Genomic DNA, 18,173 nt, shown 5'->3' with positions numbered 1-18,173 from the left:
GCGGCTGTAGCGCCTGCGCTTGCGACTCTGTTCAGCTTCCATCGTGTCCAGCTATTTGCTAACTGGACAGCATCGTTATCGCTGCGACCGCTCTTCTCAAGACGGGTTCGCCGGACGCTTACCCCAAGCGTCACACAGCTCGTGAAGGTCGTGCTCAGTATCGATCTCGGAGTCGCGCAGGTCGGCCACCGAGTCGTAGTCGGGATGCTCACCGGCTGGTGCAGCGGCAAAGAAGCGTTCAAACGTCAGCTTCATCGAACCCCTCGGGAAAGGATGCGGCGTCCCCTTGATACCGCCTGTTGATTCGTTTCGGCGAGCTGCACAGAGGCCGCACTGGCCGGCGCACTGGCAGCGGCTACTGCGGCGCGCCCCTTAGGCGCTGCTGCGCTGCTCGCTGCGTTCCCCACCGTTGGCGCCGAGGCCTGCACCGCAGCAAACATGTCTTGCGTGACTTGCCTCGGCACTAGCCTCTCGCGCAGCCGCGCCCAGTCCTGCCCACTCCACTTGTGCAGCCCCAGGTAGTGCGCCACGGCCAGGTTGCCCACCGCACAGTCCAGCGCCTCGTTGCGCGCCCCGTTGGGCTTCACGTACTCGCGGATCGCCCTGCCCTTGTGCCACCGCGTCTGCGGCTTCTCGACCAGGAACTGCTCGTACCAGTCCGCCTCGAGCTGCCGGTGCGTGTGCATCGCCCCCGGCCCGGCCGCCAGCGGCAGCCGGTTGAAGAGGTGGTCCTTCGCCGTGTCGGTCCCGAGCAGCCACAGCTTCACCCCCTCGGGCGTGCGCTGCCCCTGCCAGTCGATGTCCTGCGCCGTCGGCTTGGCCGCGATGATGGGTTTGTTGCGGCTGCTGTGGCCCTTGGTCACCAGGCAGCCCAGGCGCTCGCGCTGGCTGCCGTAGTTGTAGACGTCCTGCGTGTTCGAGCCGCCCGAGTCGATGCCGTAGGCGCTGATCTGGATCAGCACGCCGCTGCTGTGCGCGAACGGCGTGCGCCGCACCTCGTCGAGCTGGGCCCAGCAGCTGCCCGGCTCGTCCGGCATCGCCGTCGGCGAGCCCCACAGGATCAGGTGGTCGAGCACCCACCATTCAAGCCCTGGCCCCCACGCGACGATCGTGCCTTCCAGCCGGTTCGGCTGCGTATCGAACCAGGCGGTGACCACCAGCGCCGGCTGCGGCACCACCCGCGCCGGATAGTCCTCTGACCTCGCCTGCAGCTGCTGCGCCGTGGTGGTGGTCTCGGCGCCGTCATAGGGCAGCGCCTCGCGGGTGTTGCGGTAGACCTTCTTGGCCTCCAGGTCGCCGCGCTGCTCACGCAGCTTCGCCCTTGCATGCTGGCGCGCCAGGCGCAGCCAGCTGATCGAGCCCAGCGGCGCATAGAAGGCGCTCACATGCAGGCTCACCGTCTCGCCATCGCCCTCGCCTCGCGCCACCCAGCGCGCCCGGCCGCCCATCGCCTCGTCGGCCAGCATCGTGGCCTTGTGGTGCTCGTCGATCTCGCAGCCGCACTCCGGGCAGACGAACCAGGCGCGCTCGACGCGGTCGGCTTCCTCGTCGTAGTCGTAGCGCATGTTCTCCTGCACCAGCTCGTGCAGGTGGCCGCAGTGCGGGCACGGCACGTGGTAGACCTCGCGGGTGCCCTGCTCGTACAGCGCCGCGATCTTGCTGCTGCCCACCAGCGTCGGCGAGCTGGCGATGTAGAACTTGCTGATGCCCTCGTAGGTGGTCATGCGGGCCTCGGCGATCTCGATCGGGTCGCCCTCGCCGTTGACCGACTCGGCGGCGCGGTCGGCTTCGTCGACGAACACGTAGCGCGCCGGGATCTCGGCCAGGTTGGAGGCCGAGCCGGCGGTGACGATGTAAACCGCCCCGCCATCGAACTCCTTGCAGTCCACCGTGTTGCGGGCATCCCGGCTGCGCGGCCGGGCCACCTTGGGCTTCACCGCATCGCAGGCGTCGATGGCCTTGGCCACCCGGGCGCTCAGCCGCTTGGCCAGCTTGTCGGTGGGCTCCAGCGCCAGGATGTTGGCGGGCGCCCGGTCGATCCAGCCCAGGCAGGCGTTGATGAAGGCCTGGGTCTTGAGCATCTGCGAGGCGCCCATCACCACCACCCGCGAGCACGGGTGGCCGGGCGACAGGCACTGCAGCAGCCGGCGCGCCATCGGCGTGTGGGCGATCCGGTACGGCCCGGCGAAGGCACTGCCCTTGGGCAGCACCATGTGTTCCTCGCTCCAGCTGTCGAGGTGCAGCTCGGGGTCCGGGAGCATCGCCTTGGCGATCGTCTCCGAGACCGCCTGGAAGCCGTCGGCGCAGTTCATGGCTGGGTCTCCCTTGCCTCGGCCTCCAGCGCCTCGCCAGCGGGCTGCTGCGCGGTTTCCTGACCGGCCAACTGGGCGAGCAGCGCCGGCAGCGTGCGGCGCGAGAAGGTGTCGAACAGCTCGCGTTGCGCGGCGTCGATCGCCGCCTGCACTTCGCGGGCGTCGTCCATCGCCGCCACGTTGGCGGCCAGCTTGCGGCCGATCACCAGGCCGCCGTCGCGCAGCGCCCGGAAGGCGGTGAAGACGGCCGACACGGCCGGCTCGCGTTCGATGACGTTGCCCAGCTCCTTGGCCAGCGCCAGCTCGGCCATCTGCGCCTCGGCGGCTTCGCGGCGGGTGCGCAGCGCGGCGTAGCTGGCGTCGTCGGCCTGAGCGGCTGCTGCGGCCTTCTGGCCCTGCTTGCGGCTGTCGGCGCGGGCGCGGGTGTTCTGCGCCCACTGGATGTCGGCCACGGCGGCGTCGATCATCTTGCGGCCGTCGATCTCGACTGCCGTGATGCGGCCCTCGGCGATGGCCTTGCGCACCGCCTTCTCGTCGCAGCCGCGGTGCCGGGCGTATTGGCTGATGGTGTGGTCGAAGGCCATCGTCAGCCTCCTGCCTTCGGACCAAACATCGGACTTTTGCCCGGGGCAGCCACTGGCGCGGCGACGGGGGCCGAATTACCCGTGAGGCAGGCTTCGCCGGAAGTACCTACGAGGGGGTGCAGGGATGTTTTCTCCATCAACTTCCTTTCTTTTCTTTGTGGGGTGGGAGAGGACAAGGGCGTTACGCGCGTTACGCCACGCGTTACGCCGCAAACCCGCGTCGTTACGTGAGTTACGCCGTTACGCTGGGTTGAGGCGCCACACCCGCACAGGCGCACGCGCACGTGACGCGCGCATGTGTGGCCAAGAACAGGCGTTACGCGCGTAACTCGCGTAACGACGCGGGTTGGCCGCGTAACGGCGTTACGCATGTGGCGTAACGGAAGCGCCGCTTCCGCCCTCGATTCCGTCCTCGCGATAGGCCCGTGCGAAGCGCTGCAGCGCCGGCTCGAACGTGCGTGTGCAGTCCACCGCCCACTCGCCCTCGGCCATGCCGTCACGCGGCCCGGTGCCGCGCGGCAGCCAGCAGCGCATGGCCTTGCGCCCGCCCGCCGGGTCCTTGAAGGCCACCACCTTGTAGATGAGCCGGGGTTCGAGCCTTTGGCCCGTGTGCGGGTCACGTTCGTTGCGCTCGAGCACCCAGCGCTCGGCGCCCTTGGTGAACTGCGCCTGCGCCGGCGGGTACCGCTCGCCGGCCATGTCGCACCAGCGCCGGAACGCCCGGTACAGCTGCTCCGCGGAGCACACCTGCATCGGGAGGGGGAGGAGGCCGGCGATCCACTCGCTCATGAAGCGCTCGGCGGGCTTCATGCCCAGCTCGATCAGGTCGGCCTTGGCCTCGGTCATCAGCGGCTTGGTGTGCTCGTGGAAGTCGCCCAGGTCCAGCTGCATCAGGTAGTGCATGAACTTGGCCGCCCCGCCCGCTTCCAGGAAGGCGTGCACGCGCGCATACAGGTCGCCGTCCTGGCTCATCGGCGTGTAGACCACCAGGTAGCGGCGGTCGCCGTCTTCCAGCGCCAGCGGCTGCTGCTCGTTGGACAGGAACACGACGTTGGCGTGGTTCTCTTCCCAGCGCACGCTCTGCTGGATGGCGCGGATCGGGATCTGCTCTTCGGTGATGACCCACTTGAGCTTGTTTTTGTGGTGGTACAGCTCCTGGCGCGTCACCACCTCGTTGCCGATCACCATCAGCTTGGCCGACAGCCAGTCGTTGAACTTGTCCTCGAGTTCGGTCTGGCCGACCATCACGCCGTACTTGCCGTAGACCGAACGGACCGCGTCGAAGAACAGGTTCTTGCCGGTGCCCTGCGGGCCGTGGAAGACCAGCGCGGTGCGCAGCTTGGCGCCGGGGCGCTGCAGCGGCAGTGCGAGCCAGCGCAGCACCCAGGTGACGACCGCTTCGACACCGATGTCGGTGCTGGCGCTTTTGCTGCACAGGTGGTGCAGCAGCTCGAGCATGACCGCCACCTCGGCTTCGGTGCAGGGCACCGGTTTCGTGGCGAAGCCGTCGAACAGGTTGATGGCGTCGGGGCCGACGTCCTCGCCGGGCGCGAAGCGCACCTCTTCGGGCAGCACCAGGCGGCGGCCCTTGGTGGCCAGCCACATCTTCACCGTGTCGTTGCCGAAGGCCAGCCGTACGGTGGCGATCTTGACGATGCGCCGCGTCTCGCCGTCCCACACGGTGTCGGTGCCGTAGATCAGCGCGAAGTGCTTGGTGAGCCGGGTGAAGCCGCCGAAGTCGGGCTTGCGCTCGCGCGGCTTGGCCTTGCGATCGGCCGCCCCCTCCCCCCGGGCCTTCGCGCTTGCGCCCGGGTGGGGGGAAGGGGCCGGCTCGTCGGGCAGCTCGGCGCCGGGGAACGGCGTGACGTTGTCCGGCAGGTCGTCGTGCGTCACTGCAGCGCCTCCAGCACCAGGCGCAGCTGCTCGGCCACGGTGACCAGGCCATCGCGGGCATGCAGGTCGTTGAAGTCGGTGTCGTCTTCGCCGCGGTTGGCGCCGAAGACCGGGTAGGTGACGTAGCAGCCTTCGACCTGGCGCGCGACCTTCCAGGCCGCCAGGCGGCCGAGGTTCTCCAGCTCGCCGGTCATGTGGTGGCGGCGGCGGTGGTCGTCGTCGGCGCAGATCAGCAGCGGGTGGTCCGGGTAGAGGCGGCGCAGGATCTCGACGACGTGCGCCAGGTTGTGCGCGTCGAGTGCGACGAACACCGGCTGGCGGCGCTCGACGGCCATGCGCAGGCTCAGGCCGGTGGCATAGCCCTCGCAGACAAGGATCACGTCGCCGGCTTGCACCTCGCCCAGGCGCAGGCAGCAACCGTCCTTCATGAAGCCCTTGGTGAAGGTCTTCTGCGGCAGCTGCTCCCCAGTGCGGCGGTCGAAGCGCGGGCCGGGGTAGATGCGCTGCAGCGCACGCAAGGCGTGCTCTCGCGGCAGGTCGTAGCGCAGCAGCGGCACGACGATGGAGCCGTCACGCAGGTAGCGGCAGGCTTCGGCGTCGACGCCCTTACGCTGCAGGTAGGCGCTCTTCCCTTCCCGGCTCGCGGTGCGCCACAGCTCGGCGGCCGACATGGCGGCGAGCTGGGCTTCGTGCTCGCGCTCCTCGCGGGCCTTGGCTTCCGCGGCGGCCCGCTCCATGCGGAAGCGCTCGCGCTCGGCCTCGGACAGCGGGCGCCAGTCGACTTCGACCTTCTGCCACTCGCCCGACGCATACGAGCCGTAGGCACCGACGATGTAGGCGCCGCCGGCGCGCGGGCGGAACTCGTACAGCCGGTACCAGTACTTGCCGCCCTTGCCGCAGGTGCGCTTGCGCGGCAGGTCCACCTGCAGCGGCAGGTCCTGCGGGCGCAGCTGGATGCCGAAGTCGCCCATCTGGTGGACGACCTCGTGGTAGTTGGATTGCAACTAGCGCCCCCGTGTGTGGCGCTGCGCTGCCAGGCGACGCTGGTGGTCGTCGCGGCAGTCGTCGTCGCAGTACAGGGCCGTCGGTGCGCAGGCCTCGCCGCAGTTGCCGCATCGGCCGCGCGGCAACGCGGGCTGGTGCATCGCGGCCTGCGCCGCGGTGAGCGCGCGGTGCAGGAACTCGGCCTCACGCACGGCCACCATGTCGTCGGGGCCGAGGCGCTCCTGCGGGTCGCGCTCGACGGTCAGGCCGTAGACCTCCTTCGTCATCACACTCATCGCCTGGCTCTTCGTTGGCGCCGCACCTTGGCCGCCGCGACCTGGGCGCGGGTCTCGCGCACGGGCAGCCTGCGGACTTGCGCCGTTGGCTGCTCCGACACCGGCTCGCAGCGGAGATAGAACGGCCCGTCGAAGACGAACGTCATGGGGCCCTTCGTCCACGCCTTCCTGGTGTTGCTCACGCTTCGATCCTCGACGCCTGCAGTTCCTCGAGGACGGTGAGCACCGAGTTGGCCGCCACCCATTGCGAGACGGCGGTGTTGCCGCACACGTCCTCGAAGTCCTTGATGAGCCTGGCCGGCAGATCACGCCGGCTCGGCTTGTCGTCCTTGTTGAGGTAGTCCGTGACGTGCTGAGGGATCAGCCCAGCATCGGCGGCGAGCTGGCGCTGGGTCATCCTGCGCACGCGGCGCAGCTCCCAGCACAAGCGCACCGCATCGCGGTACGACCTGCAGGTCTTCATCAAATAGGGCGGCACGATGGCCGCTCCCTCCAACCGCCCAAGCAGCGGCCTCAGTGGCATCTGATCCATGGTTGCCCCCATGAAGAAATGCAATCGGATAACCGGTTGAATCACCGGTCGCGCAGGGGCGAAAGTGAAGGCATGACGAACCTTCAACGAACGCCCTTTCTGCATCGCCCGACGCACGAGACCGCCTGCCCCGTGGGCAACCGGTTGGCCTGCGGCCGAGTGCGTAGACGATGCAGGAAGGGCTCGCGACAGCGAGGTGCGCGAGTAAGACGACACGGTGGGTGGGTGCGCTGGTGCGCGTGCAGCCGAGCTATTCATGTCTCAGGCCGCCTGCTCGACGAGTTGGCTCGCGCGCTGCCCGGCTTGTTCTCGGCGCAGCTGCGCGAGGAACACCTGCGGGTGGTCCAGCTTCACGCGCGGCGGGATGCCGCGTCGCTTCCAGTTGTCGACACGCTGGATGCCGCCGCCCTTGGTGTCGTAGCCAAGGAGCGCGGCGACCTTCGCTGAGCCGCCGAGGTCGTCAATGAGCTGGGCATCGGTGTGCATGCCCGCGATTAAACATAGCGTTTATCTATTTGTCAACGCGGCGTTTATCAACAAAGTGTTTAGTTGACCAACAATCGCGGCCCATGCACGCATCGATGAAGCGCCTTTTTGACTACGCGAAGCAGGAGCCACCCAGGGGTGGGTCGGAGGTGTCCTCGCTCGCCGACCTGGGGCGCCGCCTCAACGTCTCGGCGCAGACCTTGAACAACTGGAAGGCCCGCGGGGTGTCGAAGGAAGGCGCCATCGCCGCAGAGAAGGAATTCGGGTGCGCCGCCACCTGGATCCTCGAGGGCGAGGGCCGAATGGATTCGGCACACAAGGCCGAAGCAGCTGAGGCAGCCTCCAACGTGCACGAGATCCAGTCGCGCCGGTCGGTGCCGCTCATTTCGTGGGTGCGAGCGGGCGACTTCGAGGAAGTCCAGGACCACCTGCAGCCAGGCGAAGCCGACGAGTGGATCGACGTCTACGACACCAAGCCGGGCGAGAGCGCATTTGCCCTTCGTGTAGACGGCGACAGCATGACCTCGCCCTACCCCGGCGAACTGAGCTTCCCTGAAGGAACGATCATCGTCGTGGACCCGCTGCGGGGCGCGGCGGCCGGTGACTTTGTCGTCGCCAAGGATGTGCACACGCAGCGCGCGACGTTCAAGAAGCTCACGACTGACGGTGGCCGGTGGTACTTGAAGCCGCTCAATCCGTCGTATCCCACCATCGAGATCGACGACCCTGCGATGCGAGTCATAGGCCGGGTGATCGAGTACCAAACGAGAGGAAAGCTCTAAGCCGATCGCAGCAGTCGGCCAAGGCAAGCCCGCCCGAGCGCGGGCTTTTCTTCGACCCAACACTAAACATCACGTTGACATGAAAAGTAAACGTGATGTTTAATTCGGCCGTCTCAACACGGAGGGCCGAATGCAGTCCAACAGCACCCGCAGCTACCGCTGCTACTACCACCCACGCGCCGACCAGCTGGCCGAATCGGGCGTGCTGCCCTTTGTTCAGGTCAAGGCCGCGAGCGCCGACCTCGCGATGCGCAGCGCGCACGCCGTCCTCGGGCTGACCATCGACCGGGCCGAGCGCATCGAGCCCACGCCCGAGGTGCTGGCCGCGCTGGAGACGATCCGCACCGCGGATGGCCAGTCCCCCCGCCGCGAACTCAAGCTGCCGGCCGGCGTGCGGTTCGCCTCGCAGGGCTGAGCCATGCGCAGCTTCGTCGCTTCCTACCGGCTTTGCGATGGCCGCCGCGGCACGTTGCACGTGCTGGCACCCAGCAGCTGCGATGCCACGACGCGCGCCCTGGAGTCCCTCGGCCAGCGGTGCTGCGCGCTGAGCGTGCGCCCCACCTCGCGAGGCGCTCGGTGATCCATCACAGCGAAGCTGCACCACCGCCCGGCCTTCCGCCCGGTTACGTGGGCCCCGCAGTGTTGCCCGGTACCGGCCAGCTCATCTACTGGACCGGCCGCGTTGCCATCGGGCTGCGCCATCGCTCGCAGTCGATGTGCGTGCCCAACCAGGCGCAGCGCTGGATCCAGGAACGGCTGCTCAGCGAGGCCCCGGAATGAGTACGCAGGACCTGCCCAATCCCACGGGGCCTATCGGCACCGGCGAGACGCTACCGGGCGGCTTGTCGCTGCTGCTGGCCGAGGCCGAGCGTGATGGCCACATCAACGGCCGCCGCCTGGGCTGGCTGGAGGGACTGAAGACCGGGCTGCTGTTCGGCGTCGCATTGGGCGTTGCCGTGACGCTGGTGGCCAGCTGCGGGGTGCGCACATGATCGCCTGCACGCTGATTCCGTCGGGCGGGCGCATGCGAGCGCCAAGCGGCACGGTGTTGCCGCTGGCCGAGACGCAGCCTTATCGGGCTTGCTACCTGTGCACGCACGGCCTCACCGTCAACGACCAACGTTACTGCCGCTGCAAGGCCGCGGTGGCGCCGGCCTTGGCTGCCCCGGTGCACCTGGTGCGGGCGTCGCACGGCGCCTGCGGGCCTGAGGCGCATTTCATGGCCTACCCGGGCTTCTGACTGCCATGCCGCGCGACACCTTCACTGACGAGCAGCTGCGGCACGCATGGGCGCAGGCGCGCCTGCGTTCGTGGCCGGCGACCTATGAGGAAACCATGGTCGACGCCGCGCGCAGCCGCCTGGTGCGCCTTGCAGCGCTGCGCCTGGCGCGCGGTGAACGGGTCGGCGCCTCGGCTGTTGTGAAGCGCCGACCGGTGGTGCGCCCCGATCTCCACACGCCGCCCTCATCCCCTGCCCCTTCCCTACCCGCTCACATGGACCGCAAGCGCGCTGCCGCTGGCGATGACGAGTGAGCTTTGACCTTCGACGAAAGGACCCGATGACACGGTTCGCTCGCGCTGGTGCATCGACGCCAGCCATTCTCACGGCCCCGCTTTGGCTGCCGGTCTTCATGGCAGTCGTGCTGCTGATGTTCTTCGTGCTGCTGCTCGGGCTCGCCCTTGCCACGGCAGCGCTTTGGCTCGACACGGTGGCCGACTGCCTGCTCGATGCCGCCTCCGAAGCGGCCGAGGACCTCGACGCGTGGTTCATTCGCATGACGGGGTGGCGTGCATGACGTGGATGCTCACCGCCTCCGGCATGGTCGTTGACCTGCTGCGCCCGCAGGGCGCCGTATTCAGCATCAGCGACATTGCCCACCACCTCAGCCAGATCAACCGCTACACCGGTGCCGCGCGCCGCCCCTTGAGCGTCGCCGAGCACTCGCTGCTGGTGTGCGAGATCCTCGAGCGCGAATGCGGCGAGCGCGACCCCAGCGTGTTGCTGGCCGCGCTGATGCATGACGCGCACGAGGCCTACACGCAGGACCTGAGCACGCCGGCCAAGCAGGCCGTGGGTGCGGCTTGGGGCGAGTTCGAGAACCGCGTGCAGTTCGCTGTGCTGCGGCACCACGGGCTGATCACGGCCTACACCGCGGCGCGCGAGCGCATTTGCTGGGCCGACCGCACGGCCTTGGCGACCGAGCGTGCGGCGCTGCTGCCACAGGACGGCCCCGAATGGGGCGTGATGCGCACGCACACCCCTGTGTCGTGGCACGACTTCGACCGTTTCAGCGCCTACGACTGGCAGAGCTGGCGCGATGCGTTCGAGCTGCGCTATCAGGCGCTCGGCCTGGCACTCAACATAAGGGCCGAGGAGATAGCGGCACGTGCTACGACCTTGCCCGGCGCCGCTGCTATCGCCCTATGCCGGCGCCTCGTTCACCCTGAGGACCTCGGCCATGCCGTTCCCTCGGAAGTTCGGCTCCTCGCCCGCAACGCTCTTAAAGGAGGTGACCATTGAGCCTGGTCACGCAGATGATCGTCGCCGAGAAGTACGGCGCACGCCTCAATGTCGAACAGCTGGCCGACGTACTCGGCCTAACCAAGGTGGCGATCTACAACCAGATCAGCGCTGAAAAATTCCCCGTCCCCACATACAAAGACGCAGGCAAGACCTTTGCCGACTACCGTGACGTAGCAGCGTACATCGACGCCTGCCGCGACAGAGCGCGGCTCGCCGCTTAGGCGCGACGTCTGGCTCGGTGTTGGTTGAACAAGGTTCAGTCCAAGCGCTCGATCAGCCCCAAGAGCTTGTGTGTCGTCTTGGGCAGCCTATTTGGCCGGGTGACGACTCGCACTTTCACGCGAACTCTCCAACGATGACCCACCACGTCGTTGGCATTGCGAAGTGCCTCAAGGTGCTGGCCCGCAAACTCGGCCGACACAGGACCCCAGACGGTCTCGCCAGAGTCCAACACGAGCTCAAACTTCCTATGTGCTGGTAGTAGATAGAGCGCGCCGACGAGGACTTCATTGTCCCGCTCATTGATCTCAGCCGCATCGGTGCGCTCCCTGGCGCGATGAATCTGCGTATGGTCAAACTGACGGTCACGTTCACCCTCAACCAGACGTACCGTTGCATCAGCGTCGTCCAGCAGAGCGAAAAACTCACCCATAGACCTCAGGAAGCGCGAATCGATGTCCTCAAGGATTTCTTCAAACGGCTCAGCTTCTTCTTGCGCAGCCGCCGCAATGGTGCAAACTACGTCATCAAGAACGACCTTTAGCTCTGTCTCGACGATGGGCACGTTATCGTTTGCCTCCTCGAGAACTAAGCCCACAGATCCGCGCACTACGTCGGTGAGTATGAGGTCCGAGCTGGCCCTCAACGGAATCCTTCCACGCCGTCCAAGTTCTCCAACTTCGAAGGCAGCAAATTTCTTCGCCACCATCGCCTGGAAAGACTCCACAGCCTTCCCTGCAAAGTCAGCGCGAATTCCGCGTGAGCCAGTCACAGGACCACCTGCAAAGAAGAGGGCCACACCGGCAGTGAGGGCCGGTGCCTCGGCGATTTCACCAATGCGCTGCCTCACCTGTTCAAGACGCTGCTTGAACTGATAGACGCCAATCGGATCGTCCTGCTCCGTACGTGCACGGAGCAATGCCTCAAGAGACTCGGCCTCAACCGAGAGAGCTTCGATCTCGAGCTTCTTCACCATGGCTATTCACGGATTCCCGAGAGCTGCAAGAACCGCAGCGTCGTCCGACGCCAATGAAACGCGCAGCATGCCCTTCCAGAGGGAGGACACGCGTTGATGCGAAAACAAGCCAAACCAGTACGTGGTGTCGGCCACCAGGAGGTGCGCTGCCTTGCCCAAGTCGACAAAGAAGGCGTCGCACGAATAGAGGTGCTTCGTCTGGACTCGATCGAACAGCTGAATGTTGGCCTGGAAGAATGGCTGAACGTCGGGCACCGGCAGCTTCGCGAAGGTAACGAGGTCAATGTCACCCGGCGCCCTACTACGGAGCCGCTCGCAGTCTTCTGTGAAGCTCCCGTCGATCATCTGAAATCCTTCGACGATGCCAGCGCTCCGTAGTGCTTCCCGGTAGCTCAGCAGTCCACGAAGCAACACTACACGCTCCGGCGTCTTGCAAAGGGTCTCGTGGATTTCAGATATCGCGGCGTCGTAGGGCGACGCTGCTGCGTGAGCGCCACCGGGGTTCGCTCCAATGTAGGGAGGGAGAACTCCCGAGGCATTGAACGGCGGAATCACAAGCGCAGAACCTCCCCACTCCGTTGTTGCCCGGCCGGTCGGCCGAGACTTTTGCGATCGAGCGAGAGGGTGGTGCGGTAGACAGCCTGAGGCAATCCCCCGGAAGGAGGGGTCTAGCTTTCGTCGGCGCGCGGTCGCGCACTCTTTCACAGTGACAGGGATCACTTTGGCCACCTTTGGGACGAGGCAGCAGGCCCCAATCAATTCTCACCTAGGCACTTCAACCTGTGCAGGCGTCTACACAAGCGATATCGAGCACGGCAATAGCTGTATATAAATACAGTATACGTGTGCCCGAGGAGAGTTCAAGCAGCTGGCCGCTTGACGTAGGTCCAGAAAGCGGCCACTAGGCGTCCTGAGGATCCGGCTCCCGCCGCCTCTTATGTAGGTCCTCCGGCCGCAGGTTTGTGTACCGCCGAAGGTGCCGCCAGTCCTTATGCCCTGTCACCAACGCGACCTGCTCGATGGAGAAGCCCTCCTCAAACAGCCGGCTTGTGCCTTCATGACGGAGGTCGTGGAAATGCAGGTCTGGAATGCCGAGCGAAACCACCGTCTCCCGAAAGTACTTGCTCAACGTCTGGGGGTGCACCGGAAATATCCGGTCATCGACCTTCGGCTGCCGCTGCACGATGTTCCATGCCTCGCCCAGAAGCGGCACCAACTCCCACACCTTCGCTTTGCGAGGATGCTTGCGCCAAGCACCAACCAAGCGCTTCGCCTCGTCGACGTCGCCCCACTTGATCTCGCAGATCTCGCCGCGGCGCATGGCCGTCACTGCGCCAAACGCGACGACATCGGCGTAGATCTGGCCGTACTCCTTGGCCAGGTGCTCGACCACACGATGCAGCTCGTCTTCACCGGGCCGACGCTCTCGTTTGCCACCGCCACCGATCAACCGCAGGTGGTGCAGCAGCGGTCGCGCGGCGCCCACCACGTCGGGCAACGCTACGCTGAGGTACACGCCGGCATAGCGCATCACCGTGCCCAGCTTGCTGACGTCCATGTTGATGGTGTATGGACCTGCGCCGTCTTCCTTGCGCGCGGTGCAATACGCCACCAGGTCTTCAGGTTTCAGCGTAGCAGCGCGCTTGTCGCCAAGCTCGTTGTCTAGACGTCTGAGCACATAGTGCTCGTTCGAGTGATCGTCGATTGGACGGCTGGCTTCGCGCATCTCGCGGTACGCCTCGATGACGCGGCTCATGCGCAGATCACCAGGCTGAGCCAGCACCTCGCCGGCGTCGATGCGTGTTTCGACCTCGCGCGCCCAAGCCTCCGCCGCGGCCTTGGTCCGGAAGGTCTTACACTTCGCCGCGTGACCCTTGCGCCTGACCTGCGCACGCCACTTCTCTCCCACCCTGATCACGCTCGCCATCTCGTAGCACCCTCGTAGCAATGCGGTAGCACTGCGGGGATGATACGGAAAGAAATGGCCAGAGCTCCCCAGAGAGAAGCGGCACAATACGCAGGCCTGAGTGTCCCCCACCCCGCCGTAGTTCAATGGATAGAACGAGCGCCTCCTAAGCGCTAGATGTGGGTTCGATTCCCGCCGGGGGGGCCATCCACCGCATCGGGCAGCACGCACTTCGGGCCGGCAACGGCTTGATCTGCGACGCGCAGCCTCCACCTGCCGCAGATCTCCACCACCGCGCACGCTGACCGGCGTGCCGCCCTCCATGGCCCTGCTGCTGCTCGCCTTGCTGCATGCCTACATCGGCCTGCGGCTTCTGGCGCCCCTGCCCCTTGCCTGGGCTTCTGCCGGGGCCGTGGCGCTGGCGGCGCTGTTCGCGCTCATGCTGGCCGCCGCCGCTCCGGTGCTGTGGCGCCGCCGCACGCGGCCCGCGCTGGTGTGGGCCGGCTACATCGCGATGGGCTTCTTCTCCAGCCTGTTCGTGCTCACCCTGCTGCGCGACGTGCTGCTGCTCGCCGCCACGCTGGCCGCGCCGCTGGTCGGCGCCAGCTGGCCGACGCCGGCCTTCGTGCGCGACGCTGCGCTCGCCGTGCCGGCCCTCGCGGCGCTGGCCACCTTGCTCGGCTTCTTCAATGCCCGGCGGCGGCCTTCGGTGCGCCGCGTGCAGGTGCCGGTGCAGGGCCTGCCGCCGGCGCTGCACGGCTTCTCGATCGTGCAGATCAGCGACCTGCATGTGGGCCCGACCATCCGCAAGGGTTTCGTCGACGGCGTGGTCGACGCGGCCAACGCCCTGCAGGCCGACGTGGCCGTGGTGACGGGCGACGTGGTGGACGGCAAGGTGCACGAGCTGGGCGAACACACCGCGCCGCTGGGCCGCCTGGCCGCCCGCCACGGCACCTACCTCGTGACCGGCAACCACGAGTACTACTCGGGCGCCGGCGCCTGGATCGCCGAATTCCGCCGGCTCGGCCTCACGGTGCTGCTCAACGAACACGTCGTGCTGTCGCACAGCGACGAACGCGTCGTGCTGGCGGGCGTACCCGACTACACCGCCCACCATTTCGACGCCAGCCACCAGAGCGACCCGGCGCTCTCGCTGCAAGGCGCCCCGGCGGATGCGGCGCTGCGGCTGCTGCTGGCGCACCAGCCGCGCACCGCGCCCGCGGCGGCGGAGGCGGGCTTCGACCTGCAGCTGTCCGGCCACACGCACGGCGGCCAGTTCTTCCCATGGAACTTCTTCGTGCCGCTGCAGCAGCCCTACACCGCCGGCCTGCACCGGCATGGCGGCATGTGGATCTACACCAGCCGCGGCACCGGCTACTGGGGCCCGCCCAAGCGGCTGGGCGCGCCGTCGGAGATCACGCTGCTGACCTTGGTTGCGGCGTGATGCCGGCGCGGGAGAAGCCCTGGGTGGTGTCTGTCACCGGCCGCAGCAGCGCGGTGAACTGCTCGGCCGGCATCGGCCGGCCCAGGTGGTAGCCCTGGGCTTCGTCGCAGCCGTGCTGGCGCAGGAAGGCCAGCTGCTCCGCGGTCTCGACGCCCTCGGCCACGATGCCCACCTTGAGCCGGTGCGCCATGGCGATGAGCGCCGCGGCCAGCCGGCTTTCGCCTGACGACGCCGGCACGGCGGTCAGGAAGCTGCGGTCGATCTTGAAGCGGTCCACCGGCAGCTCGCGCAGGTAGGCGAGGCTCGAATAGCCGACACCGAAGTCGTCGATCGCGATGCGCACGCCCAGCGAGCGCAGGCTGGCCAGCACGGTGGCGGTCTTCAGCGTGTCGCGCACGATGGCGCTTTCGGTGATCTCGAGTTCGAGCTGCGAAGGCAGCAGCCCGGTGGACAGCAGCACCGCCGAGATCTGCTCGACGAGGCCGGTGGAGTCGAGCTGGCGCGGCGAGAGATTCACGCCCACGCGGATCGCATGGCCGGTGGTTTCGCGCCAGCGGCGTGCCTGCGCGCAGGCCTGGCGCAGCACCCATTCGCCGATGGGCACGATGAGGCCGGTCTCCTCGGCCAGCGGGATGAACTCGCCGGGCGCGACCATGACCTCGGGCGAGCGCTGCCAGCGCAGCAGGGCCTCGGCCCCCACCAGCTTGCCGGTGGCGCAGTCGAACTGCGGCTGGTAGTGCAGCACCAGCTCGCCGCGGTCCATGGCGCCGTGCAGGTCGTTCTCGAGCCGCAGCCGCTCGGCGCTCGCCTGGCTCATGCTCTCCGAATAGACCTGGTGGTTGTTGCGACCCTGCGACTTGGCGTGGTACATGGCCACGTCGGCCGCGCGCATCAGTGACGCGGCATCGTGGCCCGCCTCGGGGAAGGTGGCCACGCCGATGCTGGCGGTCACGCGCAGCTCGTGCGAACCGGCCTGCATGGGCTCGCCCAGCACCGCGAGCACCTTGCGGGCCACCGCCTCGCAGTCGGCCTGCTGGGTGCCTTGCGACAGGCGCGGCAGCAGCACCACGAATTCGTCACCGCCCATGCGCGCCACCGTGTCGCTGCCGCGCACCGCATGCGAGATGCGCTGCGCCACGTTGCGCAGGATGGTGTCGCCCACCGGGTGGCCGAGCGAGTCGTTGATGTTCTTGAAGCGATCGAGGTCGATGAACATCAGCGCGACCGAGGTCATCTCGCGGCGCGCACGCGCCAGTGCCTGGTTGAGCCGCTCCTCGAGCAGCGTGCGGTTGGGCAGGCCGGTGAGCGCATCGTGCTGGGCCAGGTGGCGGATGCTCTCTTCGGCCCGCTTGCGCTCGGTCACGTCGTAGGCGATGCCCAGGAAGCCGGTCAGGTCGCCGTGTTCGTTGTGCAGTGCGGTGACGGTGAGCACCACCGGCACGCGCTGGCCGTCATGGCGCACGTAGGTCCATTCGCGCTCCTCGGGGTCGCCGCGGCGCGCGCGGGCAGCGAGCACCTCGAACCCCGGTGCGATCTCGCGGCCGAGCTCCTGGGTCAGCTGGCGGGCGCGCTGCGCCACCTCGGCCGGGTCGTGGAAGAGCTCGGGCGTGGCCAGGCCGACCACGCTTTCGGCGGAGCGACCCAGCAGCACCTCGGCCGCCGGGTTGATGGCCTGGATCACGCCTTGCGGGTTGGTCGCGATGATGGCGAAGGGCGCGCTGTTGACGATGGTGCGCCGCAGTGTGTCGGACTCGCTGGCCTGCCGGCTGTAGGTCAGCGCGAGCGCCGTGGCGCGGGAGTACCGGGCTGCCCACACGCGCAGCGCCCACCACATCACCAGGCTCAGCACCATGCCCTGCACCAGCAGCGACAGCGGCTGCGGCGCGGTGAAGTAGTCGGCCGGCCGACGGGTGAGCTCGAAGCGCCACATGCGGCTGCCCACCGACTTCACATGCACGCGCCGGTCGGTTTCGGCCACCTGCGACGGCGGCTCGTAGCTGTGGGCCCAGTCTGTGGCGCCGTCGAACACCACGCTGTGCGGCTCGGGGCTGGTGTAGACGTCGTAGGCGTCGTCGCCTTCGTCGGTGATGCGGATGTGGAAGCGGCTGGCGACGTGGTCGCGCAGCGCGTACTTCATCACGTCGCCCGAACGCACCGCCACCGAAACCTGGCCGGCGAAAGCGCGGCGCCGCTCGGCGGTCGTGTTCTGCGGCCCGCCGACATACAGCGCCGAGCGGATCACGAAGCCGCGCTCGGCGCCGTTGTTGCCGGCGGTCTGCAGCAGCTGCGGCGCCGACACGACCGGCCGGCCGAAGTCGCGCACGCGCTCGAGCATGCGGCGCCTGCGCGCGTCGGCCAGCAGGTCGGCGCCGACCAGCGCGTCCTGGCCGGACTCCGGCTCGACGAACAGCACGGGCATGTATTCGGCGCGCGGCTCCGGCGGCGAAATGGCGAAGCGCTGGAGTCCTTCGGCCTCGGCGCGGCTCTCGAGCGCCGTGCGCTGCCCGTGGGTGACGAACGGCGCGTACTGGATCGACTGCAGCGCGGGATAGCGGTCCTGGGTGCGCAGCGCGGCGAAGTGCTCGTGGAACTCGGCCCGGCTCACGTTGTCACTGGCGCGGAACAGCGCCGCCAGGCTCACCGCGAGGTCGAGGTAGCGCTCCATGTATTCGCCCACCCGCGTGGCCTGGTCGATGACCAGCGCATCGAAGGCATGGTCGTCGGCCTCGCGGGCGCGCTCGGCGCTGTCCTGCCAGAGGATCACGCTGATGGCCAGGCCCGCGAGCAGCACCGCATCGGCCAGCCGCTTGGAGGAGGCAATGCGTCGCAGAAAAGGTGGCAGGCGCAGGTTCAAGGCTGACTGCAGGAGGCGGAACGTGGAGGGGCGCGCGGCGACCGAGATGCTAACGTGCCGACCCCGGTTCGTGCGACACCGACCGACAGCGCTGTCTCTTTTCAATGCCGGCGCGCAAGCCTGGCGTCAGCCTGGGGCTGGCCCCGAAGCTAGGGCCTGTTAACGCTATTTGGAGCCTCACGCTTGGGTCCCTGGGGGCGCAGGCCTAGGCGCCGCCGAGGCGGTGTGCTCACCGCACACAACGAGGCGGCAACGACAGCATGCGCCCCCAGAGACCCAAGCCCTGCGGGTGATCCCAGGAAACGGGCGCCCTCCGCGTTGCAAATGCTCAGCGGGGGAACGACCCCGCTTCCGCTTTGCGCCTTGATGGCGCCCGTTTCC

Annotated in this window: 23 protein-coding genes and 1 tRNA gene; 11 read left to right on the top strand and 13 right to left on the bottom strand. The window is 67.6% G+C overall.

Features of this window, described 5'->3' with window-relative positions; all coding sequences use genetic code 11:
• Nucleotides 1-96: 96 nt before the first annotated feature.
• The 9 genes from E8D38_RS28490 to E8D38_RS26180 all read right to left on the bottom strand — a co-directional run bounded on the left by E8D38_RS28490 (nucleotide 97) and on the right by E8D38_RS26180 (nucleotide 7,087).
• Entirely contained in the window at nucleotides 97-255 is a 159-nt protein-coding gene (locus E8D38_RS28490) for a hypothetical protein (RefSeq protein WP_181179471.1), read from the bottom strand.
• Nucleotides 252-2,312 (bottom strand): phage terminase large subunit family protein, encoded by a 2,061-nt coding sequence (locus tag E8D38_RS26210; RefSeq protein ID WP_140637234.1) that lies wholly within the window; start codon nucleotides 2,310-2,312, stop codon nucleotides 252-254. The genes E8D38_RS28490 and E8D38_RS26210 overlap by 4 nt, the downstream gene beginning before the upstream one ends.
• Nucleotides 2,309-2,896 (bottom strand): hypothetical protein, encoded by a 588-nt coding sequence (locus E8D38_RS26205; protein ID WP_140637233.1) that lies wholly within the window; start codon nucleotides 2,894-2,896, stop codon nucleotides 2,309-2,311. Before E8D38_RS26205 ends, E8D38_RS26210 begins: the two co-directional genes overlap by 4 nt.
• A gap of 363 nt (nucleotides 2,897-3,259) precedes the next feature.
• A complete protein-coding gene (locus E8D38_RS26200; RefSeq protein ID WP_140637232.1) occupies nucleotides 3,260-4,789 on the bottom strand; it encodes a primase-helicase family protein in 1,530 nt (509 codons plus the stop codon).
• Nucleotides 4,786-5,793 carry a toprim domain-containing protein gene (locus E8D38_RS26195; RefSeq protein ID WP_246099702.1) on the bottom strand — a complete coding sequence of 336 codons (1,008 nt, stop codon included), beginning with the start codon at nucleotides 5,791-5,793 and terminating at the stop codon, nucleotides 4,786-4,788. Before E8D38_RS26195 ends, E8D38_RS26200 begins: the two co-directional genes overlap by 4 nt.
• Nucleotides 5,794-6,069, bottom strand: a complete 276-nt coding sequence (locus tag E8D38_RS26190) for a hypothetical protein (protein ID WP_140637231.1) — start codon at nucleotides 6,067-6,069, stop codon at nucleotides 5,794-5,796.
• Nucleotides 6,066-6,215: a hypothetical protein gene (locus E8D38_RS28485; RefSeq protein WP_181179468.1), complete on the bottom strand. Its 150-nt coding sequence runs from the start codon at nucleotides 6,213-6,215 to the stop codon at nucleotides 6,066-6,068. Before E8D38_RS28485 ends, E8D38_RS26190 begins: the two co-directional genes overlap by 4 nt.
• 32 nt (nucleotides 6,216-6,247) lie before the next feature.
• Complete coding sequence (locus E8D38_RS26185; protein WP_181179465.1) at nucleotides 6,248-6,547, bottom strand: helix-turn-helix domain-containing protein; 300 nt, start codon at nucleotides 6,545-6,547, stop codon at nucleotides 6,248-6,250.
• Nucleotides 6,548-6,862: 315 nt separating this feature from the next.
• A complete protein-coding gene (locus tag E8D38_RS26180) occupies nucleotides 6,863-7,087 on the bottom strand; it encodes a hypothetical protein (protein ID WP_140637229.1) in 225 nt (74 codons plus the stop codon).
• A gap of 83 nt (nucleotides 7,088-7,170) precedes the next feature.
• On the opposite strand from E8D38_RS26180, the gene E8D38_RS26175 reads away from it, so the two are divergent.
• The 9 genes from E8D38_RS26175 to E8D38_RS26140 all read left to right on the top strand — a co-directional run bounded on the left by E8D38_RS26175 (nucleotide 7,171) and on the right by E8D38_RS26140 (nucleotide 10,614).
• On the top strand, nucleotides 7,171-7,869 hold the full coding sequence (locus E8D38_RS26175) for a LexA family protein (protein ID WP_140637228.1): 699 nt from the start codon (nucleotides 7,171-7,173) through the stop codon (nucleotides 7,867-7,869).
• A 130-nt stretch (nucleotides 7,870-7,999) separates the two neighbouring features.
• On the top strand, nucleotides 8,000-8,284 hold the full coding sequence (locus E8D38_RS26170) for a hypothetical protein (protein WP_140637227.1): 285 nt from the start codon (nucleotides 8,000-8,002) through the stop codon (nucleotides 8,282-8,284).
• Nucleotides 8,285-8,445: 161 nt separating this feature from the next.
• Complete coding sequence (locus E8D38_RS26165; RefSeq protein ID WP_140637226.1) at nucleotides 8,446-8,649, top strand: hypothetical protein; 204 nt, start codon at nucleotides 8,446-8,448, stop codon at nucleotides 8,647-8,649.
• Nucleotides 8,646-8,861, top strand: a complete 216-nt coding sequence (locus tag E8D38_RS26160) for a hypothetical protein (protein ID WP_140637225.1) — start codon at nucleotides 8,646-8,648, stop codon at nucleotides 8,859-8,861. Before E8D38_RS26165 ends, E8D38_RS26160 begins: the two co-directional genes overlap by 4 nt.
• Complete coding sequence (locus E8D38_RS26155) at nucleotides 8,858-9,109, top strand: hypothetical protein (protein ID WP_140637224.1); 252 nt, start codon at nucleotides 8,858-8,860, stop codon at nucleotides 9,107-9,109. Before E8D38_RS26160 ends, E8D38_RS26155 begins: the two co-directional genes overlap by 4 nt.
• Before the next feature lie 5 nt (nucleotides 9,110-9,114).
• Entirely contained in the window at nucleotides 9,115-9,402 is a 288-nt protein-coding gene (locus E8D38_RS26150) for a hypothetical protein (RefSeq protein ID WP_140637223.1), read from the top strand.
• A gap of 98 nt (nucleotides 9,403-9,500) precedes the next feature.
• Nucleotides 9,501-9,665, top strand: coding sequence for a hypothetical protein (locus E8D38_RS28480; RefSeq protein WP_181179462.1), 165 nt, complete (start codon nucleotides 9,501-9,503; stop codon nucleotides 9,663-9,665).
• A gap of 5 nt (nucleotides 9,666-9,670) precedes the next feature.
• Nucleotides 9,671-10,390 carry an HD domain-containing protein gene (locus E8D38_RS26145; RefSeq protein ID WP_140637222.1) on the top strand — a complete coding sequence of 240 codons (720 nt, stop codon included), beginning with the start codon at nucleotides 9,671-9,673 and terminating at the stop codon, nucleotides 10,388-10,390.
• The gene (locus E8D38_RS26140; RefSeq protein WP_140637221.1) at nucleotides 10,387-10,614 is read left to right on the top strand and encodes a helix-turn-helix domain-containing protein; all 228 of its coding nucleotides are present in this window, start codon (nucleotides 10,387-10,389) and stop codon (nucleotides 10,612-10,614) included. The genes E8D38_RS26145 and E8D38_RS26140 overlap by 4 nt, the downstream gene beginning before the upstream one ends.
• A gap of 35 nt (nucleotides 10,615-10,649) precedes the next feature.
• Here the strand turns inward: E8D38_RS26140 and E8D38_RS26135 are convergent, their stop codons facing one another.
• The 3 genes from E8D38_RS26135 to E8D38_RS26125 all read right to left on the bottom strand — a co-directional run bounded on the left by E8D38_RS26135 (nucleotide 10,650) and on the right by E8D38_RS26125 (nucleotide 13,515).
• On the bottom strand, nucleotides 10,650-11,588 hold the full coding sequence (locus E8D38_RS26135) for a hypothetical protein (protein ID WP_140637220.1): 939 nt from the start codon (nucleotides 11,586-11,588) through the stop codon (nucleotides 10,650-10,652).
• Nucleotides 11,589-11,594: 6 nt separating this feature from the next.
• On the bottom strand, nucleotides 11,595-12,143 hold the full coding sequence (locus E8D38_RS29565; protein WP_425462821.1) for a DUF6932 family protein: 549 nt from the start codon (nucleotides 12,141-12,143) through the stop codon (nucleotides 11,595-11,597).
• A 346-nt stretch (nucleotides 12,144-12,489) separates the two neighbouring features.
• A complete protein-coding gene (locus tag E8D38_RS26125; protein WP_140637218.1) occupies nucleotides 12,490-13,515 on the bottom strand; it encodes a tyrosine-type recombinase/integrase in 1,026 nt (341 codons plus the stop codon).
• A gap of 110 nt (nucleotides 13,516-13,625) precedes the next feature.
• On the opposite strand from E8D38_RS26125, the gene E8D38_RS26120 reads away from it, so the two are divergent.
• Nucleotides 13,626-13,701, top strand: a tRNA-Arg gene (locus E8D38_RS26120).
• Between the two features lie 115 nt (nucleotides 13,702-13,816).
• On the top strand, nucleotides 13,817-14,938 hold the full coding sequence (locus tag E8D38_RS26115; protein ID WP_140637217.1) for a metallophosphoesterase: 1,122 nt from the start codon (nucleotides 13,817-13,819) through the stop codon (nucleotides 14,936-14,938).
• On the opposite strand, the gene E8D38_RS26110 is transcribed toward E8D38_RS26115, so the two are convergent.
• On the bottom strand, nucleotides 14,910-17,792 hold the full coding sequence (locus tag E8D38_RS26110) for a bifunctional diguanylate cyclase/phosphodiesterase (protein WP_140637216.1): 2,883 nt from the start codon (nucleotides 17,790-17,792) through the stop codon (nucleotides 14,910-14,912). The genes E8D38_RS26115 and E8D38_RS26110 overlap by 29 nt on opposite strands.
• Nucleotides 17,793-18,173 lie beyond the last annotated feature (381 nt).

This window comes from Methylibium rhizosphaerae, assembly GCF_006386545.1.
Lineage (GTDB): Bacteria > Pseudomonadota > Gammaproteobacteria > Burkholderiales > Burkholderiaceae_C > Pseudorivibacter > Pseudorivibacter rhizosphaerae.
The sequence above is the reverse complement of the archived record's forward strand: the minus strand, read 5'-3'. Positions and strand labels throughout refer to the sequence as shown.